Below are 22985 nucleotides of genomic sequence, written 5' to 3'. Positions count from 1 at the left end.
CCGCCCCGCCCGGCCCGTGCGCGTGCTCGTGTCGGGACGGGGAAGGGCGGATCGGCTAGGACGAGACGACCGCGAGCCGTCCGCTGATGGCGGCGGCGGCCTCGTTGACGGCCTGCTGGACCTCCGGTAGCCGTTCGTCCGGGACCCGGTGCGACAGGGCCGCGACGCTGACGGCCGCGACGACCTCGCCGTCGGCGCCGCGGATCGGCGCGGCGACGCCCAGCACGTCCGGGTCGAGCTCGCCGCGCGAGACCGCCGTCCCGCGCTCCCGGATCTCGGCCAGCCGGGCACGCAGCTCCGCCGCGCCGGTGATCGTCGCCCCGGTGAAGCGGGGCAGCCCGCTGGTCTCGATGATCTCGTCGATCTCCTTCTCGGGCGCCCAGGCCAGCAGCACCAGCGCGGAGGCGCCCGCGTTGACCGGCAGGACGTGGCCGCGCTCGTACGACAGCCGGACCGGGTGGTCGGTCTCCTCGCGCTCCAGGCAGACCACGGTGGCTCCGGTCCGCCGCGTGAGCAGCACCGCCTCGCCGACCCGGTCGCACAGCTCGCGCATGACGGGCCGGGCCACCTCCGACAGCCCGAGTCCCTTGCGGGCCAGCCGAGCCAGTTCGAACACCCGGGGCCCGAGCCGGTACCCCGCCGGGCGCTGCTCCTCGATGAACCCAGAGGACGCCAGGCTCTGCAGGTAGCGGTACGCGGTCGACCGCGCGACCCCCAGATGGTCGGCGACCTCCTGGCCGCCGACCACGAGCCTCGAGTCCTCGAACATCAGCAGGATGTCCAAGGCGCGATCAGCGGTGGAGTTGCGTTCGCGGTAACCGCTCGTCCGGTCCGTCGACTGTCCTGTCATGCAGGAAAACCTACATGAAAACCAGGTCGTCCCTCGTTGTTTCCGAATATCAGGACACTAGTCACGAGATGCGGGACACGCTTACACTGCCGGGACCCTCACGAGGAGAGCGCATGGTCGATCTCAAACTTCTCTGCCCGGGCGGCAACTTCACCAGCGTGGGCGGCCTGATCGCGCACGGACTCGCGCGCGGCGGGCTGCCGCGCGGCTCGACGGTCTCGGTGGTCACCGGCACGCCCTACGCCGAACTCGCCCTCAACGGCCCCGACCTGGTGCGGCAGGGCCGCTACCAGGCCGCGATCACCACCCCCGCGTGGCATCTGGCCGGGCAGGAAGGGGTGCGGACGCTGGCGAGCTTCGCCCACGACGACCAGCTCGTCCTCGCGGTCCGCAAGCGGCACCGCGTGCGCAGCCTGCACGACGTCCGGGAGCGGAGGCTGCCGCTGAAGATCTCGATGCCGACCCGCGAGTCGGGACACCCGGCGGCCATCGCGCTGGAGCGGCTCTTCTCGCTGCACGGCTTCACGGTCGCCGACCTGGAGGCGTGGGGCGGGCGGATCCTGCACGACCGGCCGAAGTACCCCAACCAGCCGGAGTCGGTCCCGGTGGACCCGGCGTTCGACGCGGTCTTCGACGAGGCCGTCATGACCTGGCGGTGGAAGCGGATCAGTGAGACCTACGACCTGGACTACCTCCCCGTCGAGGACGGGATCCTGGCCCGCTGCGCCGAGCTCGGCATGCGGCCGGGGGTGCTGCGCGCCGGGCGGCTGCGAGGGGTCGAGCGGGACGTCCCGACGATCGACTTCTCCGGTTGGGTCCTGTACTGCGCCGAGGACCTGCCCGACGCGACCGCCCGCCTGGTGCTGGAGGCGCTCGACGAGCAGAAGGAGCAGATCTCCGGACGCTTCACCGGGCCGACCGCCGCGATGACGAGCCCGGTCGACATGCGGAGCCTGCCGCTGGATCCGCCGGTGCCGCTCCATCCGGGCGCGGCGGCCTTCTACAAGGAGAACGGATACCTCTGACATGGGCCTGGTCCACGAACACCTCGACGCCTTCCCCTTCACCGAACCGCCCGTCGTGCTGGAGCGCGACGAGGACCTGCTGCTCGGCGAGCCGCTGCCGATCCGCGCCCGCGCCCTGCGCGACCACGATCCCCTGGAGGCCGTCCACTTCAGCCCCCGGTACGTCGACGCCGGACGCACCCACCCCAAGGGGCTGTACCAGAACGACTTCCTGCGCATGGAAGTGCAGACGATGACCGGGCGGCAGGGCTTCTACCACCGCAACGCCGACGTCGACGAGGTCTCCTACCAGGTGACGGGCGGCCGGACCCTGATCACCGAGATCGGCACCATCACCCACGCCCCCGGCGACTTCTCCCGCATCCCGGTCGGCGTGGCCCACGACAACCTCGGTGACGGCGACATCCACCTGCTCTTCTACAGTCCCGCCCCGCTGGCCGAGCGCGTCCCGCCGACCCGCCTCTCCGAGTACCTCCCCACGCCGTTCCCCGGCTGGGAGCCGACCGTCCAGAACGAGATGATCACCGAGATGCGCGGCGGGCAGGGGGAGGGGATCCATGTCGCGGCGGCGGACGAGCGGCTCCTCCTCGACCGCGCGAAGCGCACCGACGCCCGCATCACGCTGGTGCGGTCCGACCAGACCGTGTGGCTGTACGAGTCGCCGCGGCTCCTCATCGGCCAGGTCGTGGCCGCTTCGTCCGACGGCCGCCGCTACCGCCGCCACCGCGACGCCGACGAGATCCAGTACCAGGTCGCCGGGACGCGGACGCTGGTGACGCAGCGCGGCACGCTCGACCTCGTCCCCGGCGACTTCGTCCGCATACCGCTCGGGATCGCGTTCACCTCCGTCCATTCCGAACCCAGCACGCACCTGGCGGTGGCCGCCGCCGGCGCGGTGCCGCAGGTCGCCGAAGGGACCAAGAAGGCGCGCGGCACCGCTCCCCGCGAGATCGAGGCTCTGCGATGAGCGGGATGCTCGCCGTCCGCGCGCACGCCGGGTCGACGGAACTGCGCGTGGAGAAGGTCGGCGTTCCGCGGGTCGGACCGGAAGACGTGCTGGTCAAGGTGGTGTCGGCGGGCCTTGCGCCGAGCATCGTCAAGCACCTGGCGCGGGGCCGGTTCACCCACCTGCCGAGCACTCCCGGGCACGAGGTGGCCGGCACGGTGGTCGAGACCGGCGCGGACGTCGACACCGCGCTGATGGGGGCGCGGGTCCGGATGCACCCGATGCTGTCGTGCGGATCGTGCCGGTACTGCACGACGGCGCGGCAGCAGATGTGCGGCGACGCCGCGATGATCGGCAACGCCGCGTTCGGCACCGGCCCGATGGAGCTGTACGCGCGGTACCACGACGGCGGGCTCGCCGAGTACGTCCGGGTCCCGAGGCGGCTCGTCGACCCGCTGCCCGACCATGTCGGCTTCGACGTCGCCGCCAAGCTGCACGAGCTGGGCAACGCCCACCGCGCGTTGAAGAGCGCCGGGCTGCATCCGGGCGGGCGCGTCGTGGTCACGGCCGCGACCGGGGCGATGGGCACCGCGACCGTCAAGCTGGCGGAGTTCTTCGGCGTCCGGGAACTGGTCCTGGTCGGACGGTCGGCCGAACGTCTGGAGGCGGTGCGGCCGCTCGCCGGCGCCGTGCCGGTCAGGACGGTCGCGTTGGAGGAGCTGCCCGGCGACTGGACGGAGGACGACGGGCTGGCCCGCCGGCTCGACGACCTGCTGCCCGGCGGGGCGGACGCCGTCCTCGACTACCTGCCGGGCGGCCCCGGCACGGTGCAGGCGATGCAGGCACTGGCCACCGGCGGCGCCCTGGTCCACATGGGCGGCAGCGAAGCGGCCCTGCCGTTCCCCATCAGGATCATCATGACCCGCTGCTGGCGCGTGGTGGGAACGCGCGGCTGCACCCGCGAGGACACCTCGGCCGTGCTCGACCTGCTGGCGTCGCGGCGGCTCACGGCCGACGAGCTGATCACCCACCGGTTCCCGCTCGCCGACGCGCCGCGGGCCATGGACGCCCTCGTCCGGCGTGCGGAGCCGATGTGGATGGCGGTCGTCAACCCCTGAGCCGCAGGGTGTCCGGAAATATAGGACATAGGTATTGACTTGCAGGACATCCAACTTGGACACTCGCTGTGACCTGCACCACCTCATGTGAGGAGCCGACAACGTCCAGACAACAGCGCCCGGCGGCCGCTCCACGGCGGTCGTTCCCGGCGCACACGATCGGCCCGAGAGCGCTCACGGCGGCGCGCGGGCTCCTCGGCCTCGCGGCGCTGGCGATGCTCGTGCAGACGCTGGCGTGGTGGGGCCCGCGCGGCTGGGCCGTGCCCGGGCTGGGCCGCTTGGCCTCCGAGGTCGGCCGGCTCGTCTCCGCGCACGGATTCGCCACCGCCGTGCTCGCCACGATCACGGCGGTCGTGATGGCGGTCGCCGCCGGCCTGGCCGCGGCGGTCGCCCTCGGCGTCGTCTTCGGGTCCAGCCGGCTCGCCTACCGCGCCTTCGGCCTCCCGTTCGAGATCCTCCGCCCCGTCCCCGCCGTCGCCTTCATCCCGCTGGCGATCCTGGCGCTCGGCCAGGGCCGCACCATGGAGGTCGCCGTCGGCGCCCTCGGCTGCTGGTGGCCGATGCTGTTCAACACCGTCTACGGCGTCGGGCAGGTGGACGCCCAGGCCCGGGACGCCGCCCGCGTCCTCGGGTGCGGGCGCCTCGCCCTCGTCGTCCGGGTGGTGCTGCCGTCGATCCTGCCGTTCCTCATGGCGGGCCTGCGCACCGCCGCACCGCTCGCACTGATCATCGTGATCGGCGCCGAGTACCTGGCCTCGGCGGGGCACGGGCTCGGCGGCGTGCTGATCCAGGCCACCTCCACCGGCGACATCGACGTCCTGTGGGCCACCGCCGTGCTGACCGGGGTGCTGGGCATCGCGATCGGCGCCGCCGTCGCGCTGGCGACCCGGCTGGCCTGCCCCTGGGCCGCGGAGCGGGCACGATGAGGCGGCTCGCCGGCGCCCTGAGCGGCGCGCTCGTCATGGCGGCGATCATCGCGGTGTGGCAGTGGCGGGTCACCGCGCACCCCGTGTTCTTCCTGCCCGCCCCGTCCGCCGTCTGGGACCGGCTGCGCACCGACTGGCTGTCCGGCCCCGCCGGGCACCTGTTCGTCACCGGGACGGCCTGGTCGGCGATCCGGCAGACCTTCGAGACCGCCCTGGCCGGATGGTTCATCGCCTCCTGCGCCGGGGTGGCCGCCGGCGCCGCGATCGGCGCCCTCCCCGCCGTCCGCGACTACACGGGCGCGCCGCTGCTGCTCCTGCGCAGCACCCCGCCGATCGTGGTGGTCCCGCTGTCCATCGCCGTCCTCGGCGTCGGCACCGCGATGCACCTCACCGTGGTCGTGTTCAGCTGCCTGTGGCCCGTGCTGCTCAACACCGCCGCAGGGGTCGCCGACATCGAGCCCCTCCAGGTCGACGTCGCGCGGCTGAACCGCCTGGGCCCGCTGCGGCGCTTCTTCCGTGTCCTGCTCCCGGCCGCCGCGCCGAAGGTCTTCGCCGGCCTCCGGGTGGCGATGTCCCTGGCCATCGTCCTGGCGGTCGGCTCGGAGATGTTCGCCGGCACCGGCGGCCTCGGCGGCGCCGCCCTGCAGGCGCAGACCACCTTCGACGTCCCGGCGCTGTGGGCGACCCTCGCCGTCCTGGCGCTCTTCGGCGTGCTGTTCAACGCCCTCTTCCTGCTCATCGAGAAGTACGCCCTGCGGTGGCATGTCCTAAGGAGCACCCAGTGACCCCTCCCATCCTCGCGGTCGAGGGATTGGAGCACCGTTACGGAACGGGCGAGCGATCCCACCAGGCGATCGCCGCGATCGACTTCGAGCTGCACCGGACCCGGGCGATGTCCATCGTCGGACCCTCGGGCGCGGGAAAGACCACCCTGCTGCGCTGCCTCACCGGCCTCATCACGCCGACCGGCGGCGTCGTCAGCTTCGAGGGCGCCCCGATCCGCGGCATCCCCGAAGGCATCGGCGTGGTGTTCCAGGACTACAGCCGCTCGCTGTTCCCCTGGCTCAGCGTCATCCGGAACGTGGAGTTCCCGCTGCGCGGAGCCGGACTCGCCCGGGCCGAACGGCACCGGCGCGCCCGCGAGGCCCTGGCCAGGGTGGGACTCTCCGACGCCGCCCGGAAGTACCCGTGGCAGCTGTCCGGCGGCATGCAGCAGCGCGTGGCGATCGCCCGCGCGCTGGTCACCGAGCCGCGGCTGCTGCTCATGGACGAGCCCTTCGCGTCCGTGGACGCCCAGACCCGCGCGGACCTGGAGGACCTGGTCCTGGACATCCGCTCCGGCACCAGCACCAGCATCGTCGTCGTCACCCACGACATCGACGAGAGCGTCTACCTTGCCGACACCGTCCTCGTCCTGTCCGGCAGCCCCTCGCACGTCATGGCCACCGTCGCGGTCGACCTGCCCTACCCGCGCGACCAGATCGACACCAAGCGCCTCGACGGCTACCTCGACACCCGCGCCAAGATCTACGACCTGATCCACAGCACCTGATCGTCACGCGTCATCACCCACCTGCTCCCGAGTGCCTCCACGTCCACCCCGCCACCCCACACCCTGGAGCCGTCATGCGTTCCGTTCGCCATGCCCGCACCGCCTCGGCCGTCTTCGCCGCCGGACTGCTGGCCGCCTCCGCCTCCGCCTGCTCGTCCGGCTCGGCCTCGGGCGGCACCGGCGGCGGGGCCGAACTGAAGGTATTGGTGTCGCCGCAGCCCAACGCCGCTCCCCTCTACATCGCCAAGCAGAAGGGGCTGTTCGCCAAGCAGGGCCTGAACGTGAGGATCATCGCCGGGCAGTCCGGCTCGTCGATCGTCGCCGCCCTGCAGTCCGGCGGCGCCGACCTCGGCCTCGTCAACTACGTCACCGTGTTCTCCGGGGCGTCCCACGGCCTGAAACTGAAGTTCGTCGCGCAGTCGCGAGTAGGACAGGCCGGAGCCGACGGCATCTTCACCAAGAAGGGCAGTCCCATCCGCTCGATGGCCGACCTGAAGGGCAGGAAGATCGGTGTCCCCGGCACGGGGTCCGTCGCAGATCTGGTCACCGACCTGCGGCTCGCCGGAGCCGGGGTCGCCCCCAAGGACGTGAAGTACGTGCAGATCCCCGTGCCCAACGCCCTGTCCTCCCTCAACAACGGCCAAGTCGACGCCTCCTGGCTCACCGGCACGCAGGAGAGCCAGGCCAAGGCGGCGGGCAACCCGCGCGTCATCGATGCCTGGGCGGGCGGCGCCGCCGGCTTCCCGATCGCCGGATGGGCGGGAACCGAGACGTGGGTCAACGGCCACCGCGACACCGTCGCCAAGCTCCGGGCCGCCCTGAAAGAGGCGTCCCTGCTCGCGCAGAACGACCCGGCGCTCGTCCGCAAGACGCTGCCCGCCTTCATGCACCTCACCCCGGCGCAGGCGTCATCGATCGCGATCCCCGCGACCTGGCCGGTCGACAACGACCCTTCCGGTATGAAGCGCGTCTCCGACTCGATGACCAAGCTCGGATTCCTCGACAAGCCGATCCAGCCGGGAGACGTCCTCTCCCAGTAAGCGGCGCGCAGCGGGCGAGCGTCGCGCTCGTCGGCCGGTCTCCGGTGGATGACCGGGGACCGGCCCACGGAGCCGCCGCCAGGGGAGTGGTCATAACGGCCCTGATGACGGGTAGGCCATCGCGCATGAGCGGGCGCATGCGAGCAGCGGGGGATGGCGCCGTCGCCGGGGTCGTCGCCACCTCGGTCATGACCGGTTGGATGCGGGCGGCTCGCCGCTGCGGGCTCATGCGCGAGCAGCCGCACCACCGCATCGCGCGGGTGGTGCTGCTTCCCGGTTCGAGCGAGAAGCCCACATCGGCCGAGCGCCCGGTCGGAGGGATCGCTCACCTGGGGTTCGGGGCCACCATGGGGGCGGCGTTCGGGCTGCTCACCGGCCGCCGCCGGCCCTCCGCGCCTGCCGGAGCGGTCTACGGCGTCGGGGTCTGGGCCGTCAGTTACCAGGGCTGGCTGCCCCTGTCGGGCATCATGCCGCCCGCACACCGGGACCGCCCTGGACGTGCGGCGGCCATCTTCATAGCGCACATCCCCTACGGGGTCACCCTGGCCCTCACGCTGCGCCGGATGCGGCGCTCACCCCGGTAGCGGCAGGCGCCGGTCGCCGCGGCAAAAAAACCGGAGATCCGTCGGCGCGGATGTCGAGAAGGCAGAGCCCGCTCCGTCCCAGGGATGCGAGCGGCCGGGAACGGCCCGCCGGACGACCCGACAGAGGAGCGACGACGATGGAACAGCACGAGATCAACGAGATCCTCGGCCGGCCTTACAGCCAGGAGCTGCTGGCCCGCGACCTGACCCGGCTGGCCTACGTCGCCGACGACGGCACGCCCCGCAACGTACCGATCGCGTTCACCTGGAACGGCTCGGAGATCGTCATGTGCACCACCAAGAACGCCCCCAAGCTGCGGTCGCTGCGCCATCGGCCCGAGGTCGCGCTGACGATCGACACCGAGGTCCACCCGCCGAAGATCCTGCTCATCCGGGGGCGCGCCGAGCTGGACGTCGTCGACGGCATCCCGGAGGAGTACCTCCAGATGAACGGCAGCTACGAGATGACGCCGGAGCAGCGCGTCGAGTGGGAGGCCGAGGTCCGCTCCCTCTACGACGGCATGGTCCGGGTCGTGGTCACGCCGACCTGGGTGAAGCTCATCGACTTCGAGAACACCCTGCCGTCCGCGGTCGAGGAGCTGATGCGGCGGCGGGCCGAACGCGAGCACGCCTGAGACCGCCGCGCCTGGAGCCGGCGGGTGCGCGGTCGAGCCGGTCAGGGAGCCGGGGGCGTGGGCCGGCCGTGGGCGCGCCACCAGGCGGCCGCCGCGTCCGTGGTGAGGCCGGTGGTCCAGAGGTCGGCCGGGTCGTCGGGCAGCAGGCGCTCCCGCAGCGCGTCCCGCATGGGGAAGGGGAGCTCGGCGCCGGTCGTGGGGATGCCGTCGTCCAGGACCTCGGCGGGGAAGGCGCAGACCGCGACGGCGTCCGCCAGGCCGAAACCCGCGCGTTCCGCCAGGTCGCGGACGGTCGCGGCGGCGTCGATCGGCGCGGGGCCGCGTTCGGTCAGCAGCCGGATGAGGCGGACGACGCGCTCGGCGTCGCCCCAGCAGGGGGCGGGGGCCCGAGCCGCCTGCCAGCCGGGCGGCTCGATGGGGCCGAACGTTCCGGCGGGCGCGTACTCCACGGCCGTCGCGGTCCGGTCGCGTCGCTGGTAGTCCAGGATCAGCAGGGCGCCGTTCGGCGTGCGCCAGAGCTCTCCGGGCGCCGTCTTCTCCAGTTGCCTGTCGACCATCTGGCGTTCGGCGTTGGACTGCTCTTCGCCGCCAGAAGGAGTCAGGCGCAGGATCCGGCAGGCTCCGGTGCCGTCCCCGATCGGGGCGTTGGCCCAGAGGCGCAGGACGTCGAGGACGCCCTCGCGCTGCGCGTCGGAGGTCCACGGCAGGACGGCCGGCAGCGCGTGACCCGCGAGGGCGTCCAGATCGACGCCCACATGGCCGCCGGTCGGCAGGGAGACCGTCCAGACGAGGTAGGGCTCGCCGGCCGCGGGCTCGCCGGTCGCCGACTTTAGCGCGCGGGCGAGGAGCCGTTGGCGGACGAGCCACCGCGTCCGCACCGTGGTTCGCGCGAAGGGCAGGTCGGGCGCCGGTGAGACGAGCGCGGGCAGTGCCGGAGGCTGGGGCCGGCCGATCCGGTCGCGCAGCTCGATGGCGAGGAGGAGGCACTCGACGGCGGTACGTGCGGCTTGGAGGACGCCGTCGCGCAGGCCGGGCGCGGTCACCTCGGGCAGCACGGCGTCCAGCGCGTCGGCGGCGGCGCGCGGTCCGGCCAGCGTCGCCTCCAGCAGGCGCGCCGCACCCTCGCGGTCGAGACGGCGCAGCGCCGCCGACCCCTCCGGGTCGGCCGGGTCGCGCCGCGGCCACCAGCCGGGCGGCGGCACGAGCCCGCCCTTCGTGCTCATGACGGGCGAGAAGGGCAGCCGGGCCGTCCGGGTCCCGTCGGGGGCGGTGACGGTGATCGCGCCGCGGCTCAACCGGACCTCGCTCGGCGCGGCGGCGCCCGGGAACGTCACCTCGGCGGCTCCCGGCGCCTGGGGCCGCGCGGTGGCGAGGGAGGGGTCCAGGGTCAGCGCGACGGTCTGGCCCGTCCGCCCCTCGATCCGGAACGTCTGCCAGCGGCCGTCCTGGATCCGCGACAGGAGGCCGGTCTCGCCGTCGTACCAGGGCAGCAGCCCTTCAGGTAGTTGGGGAAGCCTCAGCGACAGGTGGCCGTCGCCGGTGACGGACGCGTGGCCGTGCCAGGACCGTTCCGCGATGGTGAGGTATCCGAGGTGCTGGACGATCGTCCGCCCTGCTTTCGGAGACTTGTGCGGCGTCCCGTCGCCGGGCACGGCCAGTTCGGCGGGGATGCCGCCGCGCAGGGCCGCCAGCAGGGCGTCCACGGGGTCGGCGGGTTCGAGCCCTTCGGCGACGCCCGGATCCAGATCGAGGAGGCCGCCGCGGCCGGTGAGCCGTACGAGCCGCTGCAGGGCGTCGTGCTGGAAGGGGAGGTCCGGGCGGCCCGCGTCGGCCTTCCAGCCGTCGACGGCTTCGCCCAGCACCTCGCGGGTCTCCGGCAGATCCCAGAGGGCTCGTACCGTGGCCGCGTAGTCGACGTTCCCGAAATACCCCAGGTCGCGGACGAACGCGTCCAGCAGACCGGCGAAACGCGCGCGTCCTTCCGGCCCGGACGCCACGTCCGCGGCCTGACGGCCCGCGTCGAAGGCCCGCCCCCACCAGCGGGGGGAGTCCGTGTTGATCTCCGCCATCGGGATGACGTGCCGGTGCTCGGGAGGCGGAAGCGCCGGGTCCGTCTCCTCGCCGTACACCACCTCGGCGTCCGGGAAGAGCCGGTCGCCCGCCTGCTCGACGAGCGTCAGCAGGACGGGCGCCGCGCAACCGTGTCCCGCGCCGCCGAACCAGTGCGCCGGCAGGTGCGCGCCCGCTCCGCTCCCGGCCAGGGACTCCAGCCACATCTGCCGGATCTCCTCGGCGACATCCTCGCCGCTCTCCTCCTCGTGCCGGGCGCGGTCGGGCTCGGCGGCGATCAGCAGCTTCATCAGGTCGTCGTCGCGCCGGGCCACCTCGGCCAGCGGCTCGCGGGCGGCTGCCCAGACCTGGTGGGACGCGATGGGCATGAGCCCGGCGCGCAGCAGCCGCTCGGCCAGGAACGCCTCCTCGTCCCGCTTCTTGATCTTCGCGGCGCGGGCCAGCGCGCGCAGGTCGGGAAAGATCCGGGCATAGGGGATGAGCCCGGCGTCGAACCCCGCGCAGATCACCTCGCGGAAGCGGGCGTGCGCCTCCTCCGCCGGCAACCGCGCGGCGAGCGTCTTGGCGTAGTCGCGCAGCGCGGCCGGTCCGACGCCGCCCGCGGGCACCAGGTCGAGGAAGACGCCGTGCACCCGGTCGAGGTCGAGGAGCGCGGGATGGTCCTTCTCGATCTTGCGCGCCTGCCCGAACGCCCAGAACGCGAGCTCGCTGTCACCGGCCCGCGCCAGCTCCCGGCAGGCCTGCTCGAAGAACGGCGCCAGCTCGGCGGCGGGCACCGGGCTCGCGGCCCTGGCCAGCATCTTCTTGGCGCCTGTGGGTCCGGCGGCGGCCAGGTCCGCCGGTGCCGGCAGCTGCGGGAACCGAGTCATCGCGTCCTTCGTCCCTGATCATCCGAACGACCATGAACCTCTGCGACGGCTCGCCCGCGTGATCGGTTCCGCCGGCCTGGCCGAAGCCCTCAGCGCGAAGCCCTCAGTACGAAGCCCTCAGTACGAAGCGGTCAGGGCGTTGCCTGCCCGATCGCCAGAAGGTTGCCCTCGCTGTCGCGGAAGAAGGCGCCGCGCTCGCCGTGTCCCTTGCTGGGGTAGTTGCCGGGGACGGTCACGATCTCGCCCTCGACCGTGAAGCCGGGGACATCGACCTCCTCGAACTCCACACCGCGGGACCGCAGGTCGGCGACGACCCGGTCGAGGTCGTCCACCTCGAAGCCCATCTGCGTCGCGGTGCCGGAGGCGCTCCCGGACGACTGGAACAGGTGGAACTCCGTCGCCCCGCACAGGTAGCGGAGCCCGCCCTCGCGCTCCTCGGCGGCCTCGAGGCCGAGGCGGTCACGGTAGAAGCGCCGGGCCCGGTCCAGGTCCTGGCAGGGAATCTTGGTGACGGCGTGCGCGGAGTCGAGCGGCCCGGCCATGGCATGCCTCCTCAAGGCGATCACTGATCCCCAAGGGTAGTGAGAGGGTTTTTACCTGCGGGTTTCGTGTGACCCTTGCTACCCGTCCAAAGTGTATGCAAAAGTGTGGGCACCTTCGGAAGGGAGGCCGCCGTGGTGGGAACCGGCGTGCGGGCGCGTGCGGGCAGCGCGCTCTACAACGAGGTCGTCGACTGGATGGACGTCGAGGCCGAGTTGCTGGACGACTACCGGGAACGCGAGTGGCTGGAGGGCATGGTCAGCCGCGACGTCGTTTACCAGGTGCCGCTGAGGCAGACGGTGGAGCGGGCGCGCGGGACCGGCTTCCTGCCCGGAACGTTCCACCTCGACGAGTCGTACGGCTCGCTGCAGAGCCGGGTCGCCCGCAACGAGACCGCGTACGCCTGGGCGGAGGACCCGCCGTCCCGGATCCGGCACTTCGTCACCAACGTGAAGGTCACCGATCTGGGCGAGGAGCGGGCCGGCGTGCGCAGCAACCTGCTGGTCTACCGCACCCGGCAGGAGCAGACGCAGCCGCAGCTGCTCGCCGGCGAGCGCAGGGACGTGCTGCGCCGCGAGGACGGCGTGCTGCGCCTGCTGCGCCGCGAGGTCCTGCTGGACCTGACCGTGATCGGCACGCACAACCTTTCCATCTTCTTCTGAGGGGGCACTCGATGGCACGGAGCGAGCAGCTCCTCGACGAACTCGCCGAGGGCGTCGCGCGGGGCGAGGTGCCGGTCGGCATCTTCGGCGACCAGGAGATCTACGACCGCGAGCTGCGGTCCATCTTCGGGCGGTGCTGGGTGTACCTGGCGCACGAGTCGGAGATCGAGGCGAAGGGCGACTACGTCCTGCGCAAGATCGGCGAGGACAGCTTCATCGTCGTCCGGGACGAGCAGGGCGAGATCCACGTGCTGTTCGACGCCTGCCGGCACCGGGGCGTCCAGGTGTGCCGGTCCGACTCGGGCAACACCTCCCACTTCCGCTGCCCGTACCACGGGTGGACGTACAACACGAAGGGCGACCTCGTCGGCGCCCCGCTGTGGCGGAACGCGTTCGGCGGCATGCCGAAGGAGGGCAACGGGCTGTCGAAGGTCGCCCGCGTCCGCTCCTACCACGGCCTCGTGTTCGCGACGCTCGACCCGACGGCGCCGGAGCTGGAGGAGTACCTCGGCGGCATGGCCTGGTACCTCGACCTGCTGTTCGGCCTGAACGAGAGCGGCATCGAGATCATCGGCGCGCCGCAGCGGTTCGTGATCGACGCCAACTGGAAGTCGGGCAGCGACAACTTCTCGGGCGACGACTACCACCTCGGCACGCTGCACCGGTCGGTGTGGGAGATCGGCGCGTTCCCCGTCCCGTTCCGGGAGAACATGATGGGGTACCACATCCAGGCGTCGCCCGGTCACTCGCTGTCGTTCTCGATGGCGCCGACCGAGGACGAGCCCGGCCCGAAGTTCTTCGGCTTCCCCGACGACGTCGCCGCGACGTTCGACACGTCCCGCATCAGCGAGCACCAGCTCGACATCGCCCGCCGCTCGCGGGTGATGGTCGCGAACGTCTTCCCGAACTTCTCGATCCTCGCGCTGCCGATGACGGAGGACGGCGCGAACCACCCGCCGACGGGCGTGATGACGATCCGGACATGGCAGCCGCACGGCGTCGGCCAGGTCGAGATCTGGAACTGGTTCTGCGTCTACAAGAACATGACGCCCGCGCAGAAGGACCGGGCGTACCGGGCGGGGCTCGGCACGTTCTCGATGGGCGGCGCCTTCGAGATGGACGACACCGAGCCGTGGATCACGGTGAGCCGCACCGGCCGGTCGGTGGCGGCGGACCTGCTCGACTTCAAGCTGAACTACCAGATGGGGATGCCCGGCGTCGGGATCGCGAAGGAGGTCCCGGACTGGCCGGGGCCCGGCATCGCGTACTGGACGCGGTACGAGGAGGGCGTCCAGCGCAACCTGTACCGGTTCTACGCCGACATGATGCGCGCCGAGCCCGGCACCTGGCCGAAACTGACGTTCGAATGAGCGACTGGATCGCGGCCACGCGGGAGCGGTACGGGCGCGGCGGCCTCGCCGGCCGCCTCGCCTGGGGCGACCGCCCGGCGGTCGTCGTGGTGGACCTCATCGAGGGGTTCACCGATCCCGAATGCCCGCCCGGCTCGGACCTGGACGCGGTGGTGGCGCGCACCGGCACGCTGCTGGAGCGCGCGAAGGCGGCGGGCGTCCCGATCTTCCTCACGACGATCGCGTACACCCCGGACGACCTGGACCGCCTCGTGTGGCTCCGCAAGATGCCCGCGCTCCGCGCGCTGACCCAGGGGTCGCGGTGGGTGGAGGTGGACGGGCGGCTGCCCGTCCGCGAACCGGTGATCGCCAAGAAGGCGGCCTCCGCGTTCGCGGGCACCGACCTCGCCGAGCGGCTCGCGGCGGAGCGGGTGGACACGCTCGTCGTGTGCGGCGCGACCACGTCCGGCTGCGTCCGGGCGACCGCCGTGGACGCCTGCGCGCTGGACCTCGCGGTGTTCGTCCCGCGCGAGTGCGTCGGCGACCGCGAGCCCGGCCCGCACGAGGCGAACCTGCTGGACATCGACGCCAAGTACGGCGACGTCGTGGGCATCGAGGAGGTGCTGGCCCGGTGGTGACATCGACGCTCGCCGCCCCCCGGCTGCTGACGCCGGGGCCGCTCGGCCTCGCCGCCGAGCGCGGGCGCGGCACGTACGAGCCTCCCGCGTGCGGCGACGTGATCGCCGAACTGGCGGCCGCCGGGCTGCGCGGCCGGGGCGGCGCCGGGTTCCCCGCGCACGTCAAGTGGCGCGCGGTCGCCGACGGGCCCGGCCCGCGCGTGGTCGTGGCGAACGGCGAGGAGGGCGAGCCCAGCTCGCGCAAGGACCGGTGGCTGCTGCTGAACCGCCCGCACCTGGTGCTGGACGGCCTGCTGCTCGCCTGCCGCACGGTCGGCGCGGACCGCGCCGTCGTCTACCTGTCCCACGCCGAGACGGTCGCGGCGGTGCGCGCCGCCATCGCGGAGATGCCCAGGCTCGACGGGCCCGTCCCGGAGGTCCACGTCGTCGAGCCGACGTACGTGGCGGGGGAGGAGACGGCCGTGTGCCGGTCGATCGGCGGCGGCCCCGCGCTGCCGCTGGCCCGCCCCCCGCGGGTGTGCGACTCCGGCGTGGACGGGCGACCGACGCTCGTCTCGAACGTCGAGACGCTCGCGCACGCCGCGTGGATCTCCCGGAACGGCGCCGCCGCGTACCGCGAGAACGGCACCGCGGACTCGCCCGGGACGACGCTCGTCACCCTGACCGGCGCGTGCGCGGACCCCGGCGTGTACGAGGTGCCGTTCGGCCTGACCGTCGCGGAGCTGTTCGCCCTCGCGGGCGGTTTCACCAGCGAGCCCGCCGGGTTCGTGATGGGCGGCTGGTTCGGCGGGCTGCTCGGCCCGTCCCATGCCGGGACGGCCTGCACCTACGAGGCGGTGCGCGCGGCCGGCTCCGGGCTCGGCTGCGGCGCGATCACCGCGCTGCCCGCCGGGACGGACCCGCTCGCCGTCGCCGCCGACATCACCGCCTGGTACGCCCGCGAGTCGGCGCGGCAGTGCGGCGTCTGCGCCAAGGGCACCGCCGCGATCCGCGACGTGTTCGCGGCGCTCAAGGACGGCACGGCGACCGACAAGGACCGCGACAACCTGCGGCGCTGGGGCGACACGCTCCCCGGCCGCGGCGCGTGCGCGTTCCTGGACGGCGCCGCCGGATGGGCGCGGACCGTCCGCGCCGAGTTCCCGGCCGGCTTCGAACGGGACCTCGACCACGACCTCGAACGGGAGGAGAACTGACATGAAGGTGTTCGTCGACGCCACCAAGTGCAGCGGCTACGGCACGTGCGCGGAGACCGCCCCGGACCTGTTCCAGCTCGACGACTGGGGCTACGCCTCGGTGATCGGCGACGGCGTCCCCGCCGACCCGGACGCCGCGCGGCGCGCCGCCGCGCAGTGCCCCGAGGCCGCCATCACGATCGAGGACTGACCGGTGGACCTCGAACTGGACGGCAAGGTCGCGCTCGTCACCGCCGCGAGCCGCGGCATCGGCGCGGCCATCGCCGGCCTGCTCGCCGCCGAGGGCGCGGACGTCGCCGTCAGCGCCCGCGCGCCGGAGGCCGCGCCGGGCCGCACCCCCTACCCGGTGGACCAGTCGGACCCGGCGGCCGTGGAGCGGCTCGTCCCCGACGTCGTCGCCGCGCACGGCCGGCTCGACGCGCTCGTCATCAACACCCCGGGTCCGAAGATCGTGCCGTTCCTGGAGACCGTCCGGGAGGACTGGACGCTGGCCTACGACCAGCTCGTCCGGCCCGCCGTGCAGCTCGCGTCCGCCGGGGCCCGGCAGATGGCCGAGCAGGGCGGCGGCTCGATCCTGTTCATCACCTCGACCTGGGTGAAGCAGCCCGCGCCGGGCGGCGTGCTCTCGGCGTCGATGCGGTCGCTGCTGTCGGCGCTGGCCAAGCAGATGTCGCTGGAGCTGGCGCCGCTCGGCGTCCGCGTCAACCAGCTGATGCCCGGCGCGACCGGCACCGACCGGATGCGGAACATCGCCGCGGCGAAGGCGAAGGCGAACGGGACGACCGAGGAGGAGGAGCACGCGAAGGTCGTGTCCGCGATCCCGCTCGGCCGGTGGGCCGAGCCCGCCGAGATCGCCCGCGCCGCCGCGTACCTGCTGTCCCCCGCCGCCGGGTTCGTCACCGGCGAGGCGTTCGCGGTCGACGGCGGCGCGCTGCGCTCCACCCTCTGAGCGCCGCGCCCCACCCTCTGAGAAAGGACAACGACATGCCGAAGACCCTGCGGGAACTGTTCGTCGACCAGTACCGCCTGTGCGCGCTCAAGCCGTCGGAGACGGTCGCGGTGATCTCCGAGCTCGGGAAGAAGACCGACTACGCCGAGGCGGCCGTGGCCGCGGCCCGCGACATCGGCGCGGGCGCGCTCGTGCTCACCGCGTCCAGCCTGTCCAACCCGCTGCTGCCGCCCTACGAGGCGGACGGCCGGGAGGTCGCGGCGCTGCTCGCCGCGGCCGCCGAGTGCGACCTCGTCATCGACGTGACGGTGGAGGGCCTGATCCACTCCGACGTCCGGACGCGGATCACCGGGAACGGCAAGCGGATGCTGTTCGTCGCCGAGCCCGCCAACGTGCTGGAGCGCCTGATGGGCGACGAGAGCCTCCGCGCGGTCGTCGAGGCGGGCGGCCGGCGGCTGAAGGCGGGCAGCACGCTGCGGGTGACGTCCTCCGCCGGCACCGACCTCACCGCCGACATCTCCGGCGAGGACCTCCCCATCACCCACCAGTGGGGCTACGTGGACGAGCCGGGCCGATGGGACCACTGGCCGAGCGGGTTCGTCGCCTGCTTCCCGCACGACCGGACCGCCGAGGGGACGATCGTCCTGCAGCCCGGCGACGTGCTGATCCCGTGGCAGCGCGCGGTCCGCGACACGGTGACGATGACGATCGAGAAGGGCTTCATCACCAAGGTCGAGGGCCCCGGGAACGACGCGTTCGTCCTGCGCGACTACTTCGACGCGTGGGACGACGAGAACGTGTACGCCGTCTCGCACATGGGCTGGGGCGTGCACCCGATCGCCCGGTGGTCGGCGTTCGAGGTCTACGAGCCGCGCTCGCTGTACGGGCAGGAGCTGCGCTCGACGTCGGGGAACTTCATGTGGTCGACGGGCCCGAACCGGTTCGCGGGCCGCGAGACCCCGGCGCACCTGGACATCCCGATGCGCGGCTGCACCGTCGAGATCGACGGGCACGCGGTCGTCCGCGACGGGGTCCTGACGGGCGAGGAGGAGTGACCGTGGGGAAAAGCGACGGTGCGGGGAACGGTGGCGGGGTGGTGAACGCGAAGGTCCTCGAGCAGGCGATCCTGGCGCTCGGCCGCGACACGGCGCTGCTCGCCCGGTTCCGCGCCGACCCGGCCGGGGCCGGGGCGGAGCTCGGCCTGGACGCCGAGTGGGCCGGGGTCATCGCGGAGGGGCGGCGCGACCGGCTCCGCTCGGCCGGCGTCGTGGACGGCATCACCATCCTCGTCAGCCGGTGGTTCGCCGACGACCTCGGCGACTCGACCAGCGCGAGCCGCTTCCACGTGGAGCACTCGGCGCCGCTGCCCGACCCGGACGTCCCGGCGAACCTGGTGTTCGCGGGCGGCTGCTCGCACGTCCCCGACCTGCTGGCCCGCCCGGAGATCGACCCGGCGGACGGGGTCGCCCGGCTCACCGAGGGGTACCGGCGGCTCGGCGAGCGGATCGCCGCGGCCGACCCCGACGTGCTGATCGTGACGGCCGACTGCCACTTCCAGCGCTTCCGGACGGGCGCGTTCGTCGTCGGGACGGCCGCGTCCCACACCGGGTCGATGGAGTTCTTCAAGCGCCCCGACCTGGACCTCGCGCTGACCGGCGCGCCCGCCTTCGCGCGCTCCATCGTGGACGCGGTCCGCGCCGAGGGCATGGAGGTCGAGGAGGCGGACCGGGTCGACCTGGACCACGGGCTGATCGTCCCGCTGCGGCAGGTGCTGCCGCGCCCCGACCTGCCGGTCATCCCGATCATCACGCAGCCGGCGCGGACGTTCTCGCCGTTCGGCGCGCGGGCGTTCGGGGAGGTGCTGCGCACGGTCCTGGAGACGCGGGGCGAGCGCGTGGCGATGCTCGCGACCGGCGGGCTCTCGCACTGGCTCGACCCGGGCAGGTTCGGCGGCGTGGACGTCGAGTTCGACACCTACATCCTGGAGATGCTCCAGGCCGGGCGCGGCAACGACCTCGGCAACCTGGAGCCGTACCCGCTGCTGGACCACGGCCAGTACGAGTTCCTCAACTGGCTGATCATGCTCGGGCTGGTCGGCCCGGGCGTGCCCGCCGAGGTGCTCGCCTACGAGCCGATGGAGGCGTCCGGCGGCGGCTGGACGGTCGTCGACCTGCCCCTCCCGGAGCGGGCCGGACGCGCGTCCGGGCGGGAGCACGCGCATGCCTGACCGGACGCTGACCGTCGGCCTCACCCAGTGGCACGCGACCCGGGACGTCGCCGCCAACGCCGAGACGGCGTGCGCGATGATCGGCGAGTGCGCGGGCGCCGACCTGGTGCTGCTCCCGGAGAACGGGCTGATGCTCGGTACCAACACCGAGATGCGGGACGCGGCGCTGGCGGTCGACGCCCCGGAGATCGGGGCGCTGCGGCGGGCCGCGAAGGCGGCGGCGTCGACGGTCGTCCTCGGCGGCTTCAAGCGGCGGGTGGACGGCGGCATCCGCAACACCGCGCTCGTCATCGGCCCGGACGGCGAGATCGCCGGCGGCTACGACAAGATCCACCTGTTCGACGCGCGGATCGACGGCCGCTCCTTCGAGGCGTCCGGTGTCGAGACGGCCGGCGACCGGCCCGTCCTGCTGCGCGTCGCGGGCGCCACCGTCGGCCTGACGATCTGCTACGACGTGCGCTTTCCCGAGCTGTACCGGGCGCTGGCCCTGGCGGGCGCGGAGGTGCTGCTCGTCCCGTCGGCGTTCACGCAGCGGACGGGGGAGGCGCACTGGGAGCTGCTGCTGCGCGCCCGCGCGGTGGAGAACTCCGCCTTCGTGGTCGCGTCGGCGACCGTCCGGGGCGCCGAGGACGACGCGTTCCCGACCTACGGCCACGCCCTCGCCGCCGGGCCGTGGGGAGAGGTGCTGGCCGACCTCGGGACGGCGCCCGCCGTGAGCCGGGTCCTCGAACTGGACCTCGGCGAGGCGGCGCGGCGCAGGGAAACGCTCCCCGTGCTGCGCGGGGTGCGCCCGGACGCCTACGGTATCCCCGCAGAGATCATCGACATCGGCTGAGCCGCCGCCGGCCGAACCGCGACCGAAGCCACATCCGACCGAGCCACGACTGAGGGGGACGGGACATGTCCGCGGAACCGGAACTGCCCGAGGGGATCGTCCGAGCGGGGGAGCCGATCGGCGTCGGGAACGAGTTCACCGGCGTCCAGGTCCGCAAGGTGTGGACGCGCCAGGGCGAGCGCCTGGAGATCCTCGTCCCGAGGCACGGCCACCGCATCCTGCTGGACGCCATGCAGCTGGAGATCATCGCGCGGCAGGACCCGGAGCGGTTCACCCAGCTGTTCGCGGTGGCCCTCGGCTCCGAGGACGCGCCGGGCGCCGGGTGGGACCCGGACGCGGGGCGGGATCCGGGCGCCGGCGACGGCCCGGGCGGCGAGGAGGCCGGGCACCGATGACCGAGTCCAGGCCGGGCAACACGGTCGACGCGATCTACCAGACGCTCCGGGAGCGGATCATCGACGGCGCCTACGCGCCCGGCCTGCGGCTGTCCCAGGGCGGGCTGGCCACGGAGCTGGAGGTGTCCCGGACGCCGCTGCGCGAGGCGCTGCACCGGCTGGAGGCCGACGGCCTCGTGGTCGCGGAGGCCAACCGCGGCATGGAGGTCGCGCCGACCAGCGCCGCGCACGTCGAGCAGTACTACGGGCTCCGGCTGCTGGTGGAGCCGCCGACGATCGCCGGGATCGTCGCCGAGCTCACCGCCGGCGACCTGGCGCGGATGGACGCCGACCTCGAGCGGATGGAGGGCGACGGCCGCCGCATCCGCGACTTCCAGGAGGCGCACCTCCGGTTCCACCAGACCGCGCTCGGCCGCTACCCCCGGGCGTGGGCGGAGCTGACCGAGTCGCTGCACCTGAAGATCTACCGGCACCAGCGGCTCTACCTGTCCCACCCCGAGGCGCCGGAGGACTTCACCCGGCTGGACCGGCTGCTGCTGGAGGCGATGCGCGACCGCGACGCCCAGTCCGCCCGGCAGATCCTGGAGTTCCACCTGATCGACGCCGCGCTCGGGCTCGTCCTCGACCAGGAGCCCGACCACGCCTTCGGCCCCCTGCCGCTCGCCGCGCGCGGGCTCGGCATCGAGCTCGGCACGACGCCGGACGGCCGGATCGAGCGCCCCGGGACGCTGCGCTGGCTGCGGCCCGGCGTGCGCGGCGGGCTGAACCTGTCCACCGCCAACCTGCGGCACGTCCGCGAAGAAGGAGACACCGAATGACCGCGATCCGCTTCGGCATGATCGTGCCCAGCTCGAACACCACGATGGAGACCGAGATCCCCGCGATGCTGCGGGCCCGCGAGGAGGTCGCGCCGGAGCGGTTCACGTTCCACTCCGCGCGGATGCGGATGCAGCACGTGGACCCCGAGCAGCTCCGCGCGATGGACGACCAGTCCCTGGTGTGCGCCGAGCAGCTCGCCGACGCGGACGTGGACGTGATGGCCTACGCCTGCCTCGTCGCGATCATGGCGCACTCGCCCGGCTACCACCGGGTCAGCCAGCGGCGGCTGTCGGCGGTCGCGGGGAAGGCGCCGGTGCTGACGTCGGCGGGCGCGCTCGTCGAGGGGCTGCAGCACCTCGACGCCAAGAAGGTCTCCGTCATCACCCCGTACATGAAGCCGCTGACCGGGACGGTCTGCGAGTACATCGAGGCCGAGGGCGTCGAGGTCCAGGACTCCGTCAGCCTGGAGGTCTCCGACAACCTCGCGGTCGGGCGGCTCGACCCGGCGGACCTCGTCGACATCGCCGCGAAGGTCGACACCTCGGGCGTCGACGCGCTCGTGCTGAGCGCGTGCGTGCAGATGCCGTCGCTGCCGGTCGTGCAGCGGATCCAGGACTCGTTCGACATCCCGGTGGTGACCGCGTCGGTCGCCACCGTATGGCGGACGCTGCGCGAGCTCGGCCTGGAGCCGGTCGTCCCCGGCGCCGGCTGGCTGCTCGCGGACCGGAGCTGATCTTTTCGGTTTCATAGGTGCATGCAGTTCTGCATTCAGCTGTGCATGCATCGCAGACCCCTACGCCCAGCAGGCGGTGTGGCCCACCGCCGGCAACGCCTGACCGGAGGAGACCATGCGCGTACACGGAATGGCCTGGGTCGGCTCGCGGACGCCGCGCTTCGACTCCATGCGCAGCTTCCTCGCCGACGTCGTCGGCCTCCCGGTCGGACTCGACCAGCCCGGCGCGGTCGTGTTCGACCTGCCCGACGGCGACGCCTTCGAGGTGTTCAAGCCCGCCGACACCGAGCACTCCTTCTTCGAGCACCCGGTCGCGGGCCTCCTCGTGGACGACGTCCGCGCGGCCCGCGAGGAGCTCGAGGCGCACGGCGTCGCGTTCATCGGCGACGTCCACGTGGGCGTCGAGACGTCCTGGGCCACCGAGTGGTCGCACTTCCGCGCCCCCGACGGGCACGTCTACGTGCTGGTCAGCCGCCCCGCGGCGCATCCGGGCGGGAGCCGCCGCGCGTTCGACGAGCTGCGGATCTGCCTGCGCGTCCCCGACCTCGACGCGGCCGTCCGGACCTACCGGGACGGCCTCGGCCTGCCGGTCGTGGACGAATGGACGCACCCGGGCGGGCAGCGCGGGGTGCTGTTCGCCGTCGCGCCCGCCGCGATCGAGCTGTTCGACGAGGCCCAGTGGGACTTCGTCGACGACGCCGAGACCGGGACCCGGCACGGCCGCGACCACGCCCTGCGCGTCGAGGTCGGCGACGAGGCGGAGCTGAGCGCCCTGGCGTCCCGCCTCGCCGCCGCCGGCGCCGCCGTCGGGGACGAGGTCGTCGACACGCCATGGGAGCAGCGCTGCCTGCGCGTGGGCCTGCCCGGAGACGAGCAGCTCACCCTCTTCACACTGCCGGACGAGGAGCGCCGCGTGCGGCGGGCCGCCCGCCGCCTGCTGCCCCGCTGAGCCGATCGGGCCGCAGCACCGGCTGCGCGGTGAACCGAGCATGGTGGCGGAGTACCGCTACCCCAGGAGGTGCCCTGCCGC

25 protein-coding genes are annotated in these 22985 nt (G+C 73.2%); 22 read left to right on the top strand and 3 right to left on the bottom strand.

Annotation, left to right across the window (positions count from 1 at the left end; all coding sequences use genetic code 11):
• Nucleotides 1–55: 55 nt before the first annotated feature.
• Nucleotides 56–850, bottom strand: coding sequence for an IclR family transcriptional regulator (locus tag ABT299_RS37820; protein ID WP_500253671.1), 795 nt, complete (start codon nt 848–850; stop codon nt 56–58).
• 113 nt (nt 851–963) lie between these two features.
• Between ABT299_RS37820 and ABT299_RS37815 the strand changes: the two genes are divergently transcribed.
• The 9 genes from ABT299_RS37815 to ABT299_RS37775 all read left to right on the top strand — a co-directional run bounded on the left by ABT299_RS37815 (nt 964) and on the right by ABT299_RS37775 (nt 8676).
• Nucleotides 964–1875 carry a TAXI family TRAP transporter solute-binding subunit gene (locus ABT299_RS37815; protein ID WP_500253670.1) on the top strand — a complete coding sequence of 304 codons (912 nt, stop codon included), beginning with the start codon at nt 964–966 and terminating at the stop codon, nt 1873–1875.
• A gap of 1 nt (nt 1876) precedes the next feature.
• A complete protein-coding gene (locus tag ABT299_RS37810) occupies nt 1877–2842 on the top strand; it encodes a hypothetical protein (RefSeq protein ID WP_500253669.1) in 966 nt (321 codons plus the stop codon).
• On the top strand, nt 2839–3939 hold the full coding sequence (locus tag ABT299_RS37805) for an alcohol dehydrogenase catalytic domain-containing protein (protein ID WP_500253668.1): 1101 nt from the start codon (nt 2839–2841) through the stop codon (nt 3937–3939). Before ABT299_RS37810 ends, ABT299_RS37805 begins: the two co-directional genes overlap by 4 nt.
• A gap of 215 nt (nt 3940–4154) precedes the next feature.
• Nucleotides 4155–4865: an ABC transporter permease gene (locus tag ABT299_RS37800; RefSeq protein WP_500253667.1), complete on the top strand. Its 711-nt coding sequence runs from the start codon at nt 4155–4157 to the stop codon at nt 4863–4865.
• A complete protein-coding gene (locus tag ABT299_RS37795) occupies nt 4862–5650 on the top strand; it encodes an ABC transporter permease (protein WP_190861445.1) in 789 nt (262 codons plus the stop codon). The genes ABT299_RS37800 and ABT299_RS37795 overlap by 4 nt, the downstream gene beginning before the upstream one ends.
• A complete protein-coding gene (locus ABT299_RS37790; protein ID WP_347256889.1) occupies nt 5647–6417 on the top strand; it encodes an ABC transporter ATP-binding protein in 771 nt (256 codons plus the stop codon). The genes ABT299_RS37795 and ABT299_RS37790 overlap by 4 nt, the downstream gene beginning before the upstream one ends.
• Before the next feature lie 74 nt (nt 6418–6491).
• Entirely contained in the window at nt 6492–7457 is a 966-nt protein-coding gene (locus ABT299_RS37785; RefSeq protein WP_500253666.1) for an ABC transporter substrate-binding protein, read from the top strand.
• 137 nt (nt 7458–7594) lie between these two features.
• Nucleotides 7595–8041 (top strand): DUF6789 family protein, encoded by a 447-nt coding sequence (locus ABT299_RS37780; protein WP_500253665.1) that lies wholly within the window; start codon nt 7595–7597, stop codon nt 8039–8041.
• Between the two features lie 137 nt (nt 8042–8178).
• The gene (locus ABT299_RS37775; RefSeq protein WP_433136041.1) at nt 8179–8676 is read left to right on the top strand and encodes a pyridoxamine 5'-phosphate oxidase family protein; all 498 of its coding nucleotides are present in this window, start codon (nt 8179–8181) and stop codon (nt 8674–8676) included.
• A gap of 41 nt (nt 8677–8717) precedes the next feature.
• Here the strand turns inward: ABT299_RS37775 and ABT299_RS37770 are convergent, their stop codons facing one another.
• Nucleotides 8718–11615, bottom strand: coding sequence for a hypothetical protein (locus ABT299_RS37770; RefSeq protein ID WP_500253664.1), 2898 nt, complete (start codon nt 11613–11615; stop codon nt 8718–8720).
• A 131-nt stretch (nt 11616–11746) separates the two neighbouring features.
• A complete protein-coding gene (locus tag ABT299_RS37765) occupies nt 11747–12157 on the bottom strand; it encodes a VOC family protein (RefSeq protein WP_500253663.1) in 411 nt (136 codons plus the stop codon).
• Nucleotides 12158–12289: 132 nt separating this feature from the next.
• Between ABT299_RS37765 and ABT299_RS37760 the strand changes: the two genes are divergently transcribed.
• The 13 genes from ABT299_RS37760 to ABT299_RS37700 all read left to right on the top strand — a co-directional run bounded on the left by ABT299_RS37760 (nt 12290) and on the right by ABT299_RS37700 (nt 22904).
• Nucleotides 12290–12817, top strand: a complete 528-nt coding sequence (locus tag ABT299_RS37760) for an aromatic-ring-hydroxylating dioxygenase subunit beta (RefSeq protein WP_206700137.1) — start codon at nt 12290–12292, stop codon at nt 12815–12817.
• An 11-nt stretch (nt 12818–12828) separates the two neighbouring features.
• A complete protein-coding gene (locus ABT299_RS37755) occupies nt 12829–14187 on the top strand; it encodes an aromatic ring-hydroxylating oxygenase subunit alpha (protein WP_190861466.1) in 1359 nt (452 codons plus the stop codon).
• Nucleotides 14184–14804: an isochorismatase family protein gene (locus ABT299_RS37750; protein ID WP_500253662.1), complete on the top strand. Its 621-nt coding sequence runs from the start codon at nt 14184–14186 to the stop codon at nt 14802–14804. The genes ABT299_RS37755 and ABT299_RS37750 overlap by 4 nt, the downstream gene beginning before the upstream one ends.
• The gene (locus ABT299_RS37745) at nt 14798–15997 is read left to right on the top strand and encodes an NADH-ubiquinone oxidoreductase-F iron-sulfur binding region domain-containing protein (protein ID WP_500253661.1); all 1200 of its coding nucleotides are present in this window, start codon (nt 14798–14800) and stop codon (nt 15995–15997) included. The genes ABT299_RS37750 and ABT299_RS37745 overlap by 7 nt, the downstream gene beginning before the upstream one ends.
• A 1-nt stretch (nt 15998) precedes the next feature.
• Nucleotides 15999–16187, top strand: a complete 189-nt coding sequence (locus ABT299_RS37740) for a ferredoxin (protein ID WP_190861481.1) — start codon at nt 15999–16001, stop codon at nt 16185–16187.
• A gap of 3 nt (nt 16188–16190) precedes the next feature.
• Nucleotides 16191–16946: an SDR family oxidoreductase gene (locus ABT299_RS37735; protein ID WP_387031397.1), complete on the top strand. Its 756-nt coding sequence runs from the start codon at nt 16191–16193 to the stop codon at nt 16944–16946.
• 35 nt (nt 16947–16981) lie between these two features.
• The gene (locus ABT299_RS37730; RefSeq protein WP_190861485.1) at nt 16982–18001 is read left to right on the top strand and encodes a 2,5-dihydroxypyridine 5,6-dioxygenase NicX family protein; all 1020 of its coding nucleotides are present in this window, start codon (nt 16982–16984) and stop codon (nt 17999–18001) included.
• 2 nt (nt 18002–18003) lie between these two features.
• The gene (locus ABT299_RS37725; RefSeq protein ID WP_500253660.1) at nt 18004–19173 is read left to right on the top strand and encodes a DODA-type extradiol aromatic ring-opening family dioxygenase; all 1170 of its coding nucleotides are present in this window, start codon (nt 18004–18006) and stop codon (nt 19171–19173) included.
• A complete protein-coding gene (locus ABT299_RS37720; RefSeq protein ID WP_500253659.1) occupies nt 19166–20008 on the top strand; it encodes a nitrilase-related carbon-nitrogen hydrolase in 843 nt (280 codons plus the stop codon). Before ABT299_RS37725 ends, ABT299_RS37720 begins: the two co-directional genes overlap by 8 nt.
• Nucleotides 20009–20073: 65 nt before the next feature.
• The gene (locus ABT299_RS37715) at nt 20074–20403 is read left to right on the top strand and encodes a hypothetical protein (RefSeq protein WP_190861489.1); all 330 of its coding nucleotides are present in this window, start codon (nt 20074–20076) and stop codon (nt 20401–20403) included.
• Complete coding sequence (locus tag ABT299_RS37710) at nt 20400–21221, top strand: GntR family transcriptional regulator (RefSeq protein ID WP_190861490.1); 822 nt, start codon at nt 20400–20402, stop codon at nt 21219–21221. Before ABT299_RS37715 ends, ABT299_RS37710 begins: the two co-directional genes overlap by 4 nt.
• Complete coding sequence (locus ABT299_RS37705) at nt 21218–21955, top strand: maleate cis-trans isomerase family protein (protein ID WP_500253658.1); 738 nt, start codon at nt 21218–21220, stop codon at nt 21953–21955. The genes ABT299_RS37710 and ABT299_RS37705 overlap by 4 nt, the downstream gene beginning before the upstream one ends.
• 115 nt (nt 21956–22070) lie before the next feature.
• Nucleotides 22071–22904, top strand: a complete 834-nt coding sequence (locus ABT299_RS37700) for a VOC family protein (RefSeq protein ID WP_500253657.1) — start codon at nt 22071–22073, stop codon at nt 22902–22904.
• The last annotated feature ends 81 nt before the right edge of the window (nt 22905–22985 follow it).

This window comes from Spirillospora sp. NPDC000708 (assembly GCF_040299565.1).
Taxonomy (GTDB): domain Bacteria; phylum Actinomycetota; class Actinomycetes; order Streptosporangiales; family Streptosporangiaceae; genus Spirillospora.
Note: the sequence above shows the minus strand (reverse complement) of the source record. Positions and strands in the feature narration are given on the sequence as shown.

Coding starts and splice junctions, on each gene's coding strand:
- ABT299_RS37710 (WP_190861490.1), top strand. CDS start 20,400: ATGACCGAGTCCAGGCCGGGCAACACGGTCGACGCGATCTACCAGACG.
- ABT299_RS37755 (WP_190861466.1), top strand. CDS start 12,829: ATGGCACGGAGCGAGCAGCTCCTCGACGAACTCGCCGAGGGCGTCGCG.
- ABT299_RS37740 (WP_190861481.1), top strand. CDS start 15,999: ATGAAGGTGTTCGTCGACGCCACCAAGTGCAGCGGCTACGGCACGTGC.
- ABT299_RS37780 (WP_500253665.1), top strand. CDS start 7,595: ATGCGAGCAGCGGGGGATGGCGCCGTCGCCGGGGTCGTCGCCACCTCG.
- ABT299_RS37800 (WP_500253667.1), top strand. CDS start 4,155: ATGCTCGTGCAGACGCTGGCGTGGTGGGGCCCGCGCGGCTGGGCCGTG.
- ABT299_RS37750 (WP_500253662.1), top strand. CDS start 14,184: ATGAGCGACTGGATCGCGGCCACGCGGGAGCGGTACGGGCGCGGCGGC.
- ABT299_RS37815 (WP_500253670.1), top strand. CDS start 964: ATGGTCGATCTCAAACTTCTCTGCCCGGGCGGCAACTTCACCAGCGTG.
- ABT299_RS37705 (WP_500253658.1), top strand. CDS start 21,218: ATGACCGCGATCCGCTTCGGCATGATCGTGCCCAGCTCGAACACCACG.
- ABT299_RS37770 (WP_500253664.1), bottom strand. CDS start 11,615: ATGACTCGGTTCCCGCAGCTGCCGGCACCGGCGGACCTGGCCGCCGCC.
- ABT299_RS37700 (WP_500253657.1), top strand. CDS start 22,071: ATGCGCGTACACGGAATGGCCTGGGTCGGCTCGCGGACGCCGCGCTTC.
- ABT299_RS37795 (WP_190861445.1), top strand. CDS start 4,862: ATGAGGCGGCTCGCCGGCGCCCTGAGCGGCGCGCTCGTCATGGCGGCG.
- ABT299_RS37775 (WP_433136041.1), top strand. CDS start 8,179: ATGGAACAGCACGAGATCAACGAGATCCTCGGCCGGCCTTACAGCCAG.
- ABT299_RS37820 (WP_500253671.1), bottom strand. CDS start 850: ATGACAGGACAGTCGACGGACCGGACGAGCGGTTACCGCGAACGCAAC.
- ABT299_RS37730 (WP_190861485.1), top strand. CDS start 16,982: ATGCCGAAGACCCTGCGGGAACTGTTCGTCGACCAGTACCGCCTGTGC.
- ABT299_RS37805 (WP_500253668.1), top strand. CDS start 2,839: ATGAGCGGGATGCTCGCCGTCCGCGCGCACGCCGGGTCGACGGAACTG.
- ABT299_RS37715 (WP_190861489.1), top strand. CDS start 20,074: ATGTCCGCGGAACCGGAACTGCCCGAGGGGATCGTCCGAGCGGGGGAG.
- ABT299_RS37785 (WP_500253666.1), top strand. CDS start 6,492: ATGCGTTCCGTTCGCCATGCCCGCACCGCCTCGGCCGTCTTCGCCGCC.
- ABT299_RS37720 (WP_500253659.1), top strand. CDS start 19,166: ATGCCTGACCGGACGCTGACCGTCGGCCTCACCCAGTGGCACGCGACC.
- ABT299_RS37810 (WP_500253669.1), top strand. CDS start 1,877: ATGGGCCTGGTCCACGAACACCTCGACGCCTTCCCCTTCACCGAACCG.
- ABT299_RS37765 (WP_500253663.1), bottom strand. CDS start 12,157: ATGGCCGGGCCGCTCGACTCCGCGCACGCCGTCACCAAGATTCCCTGC.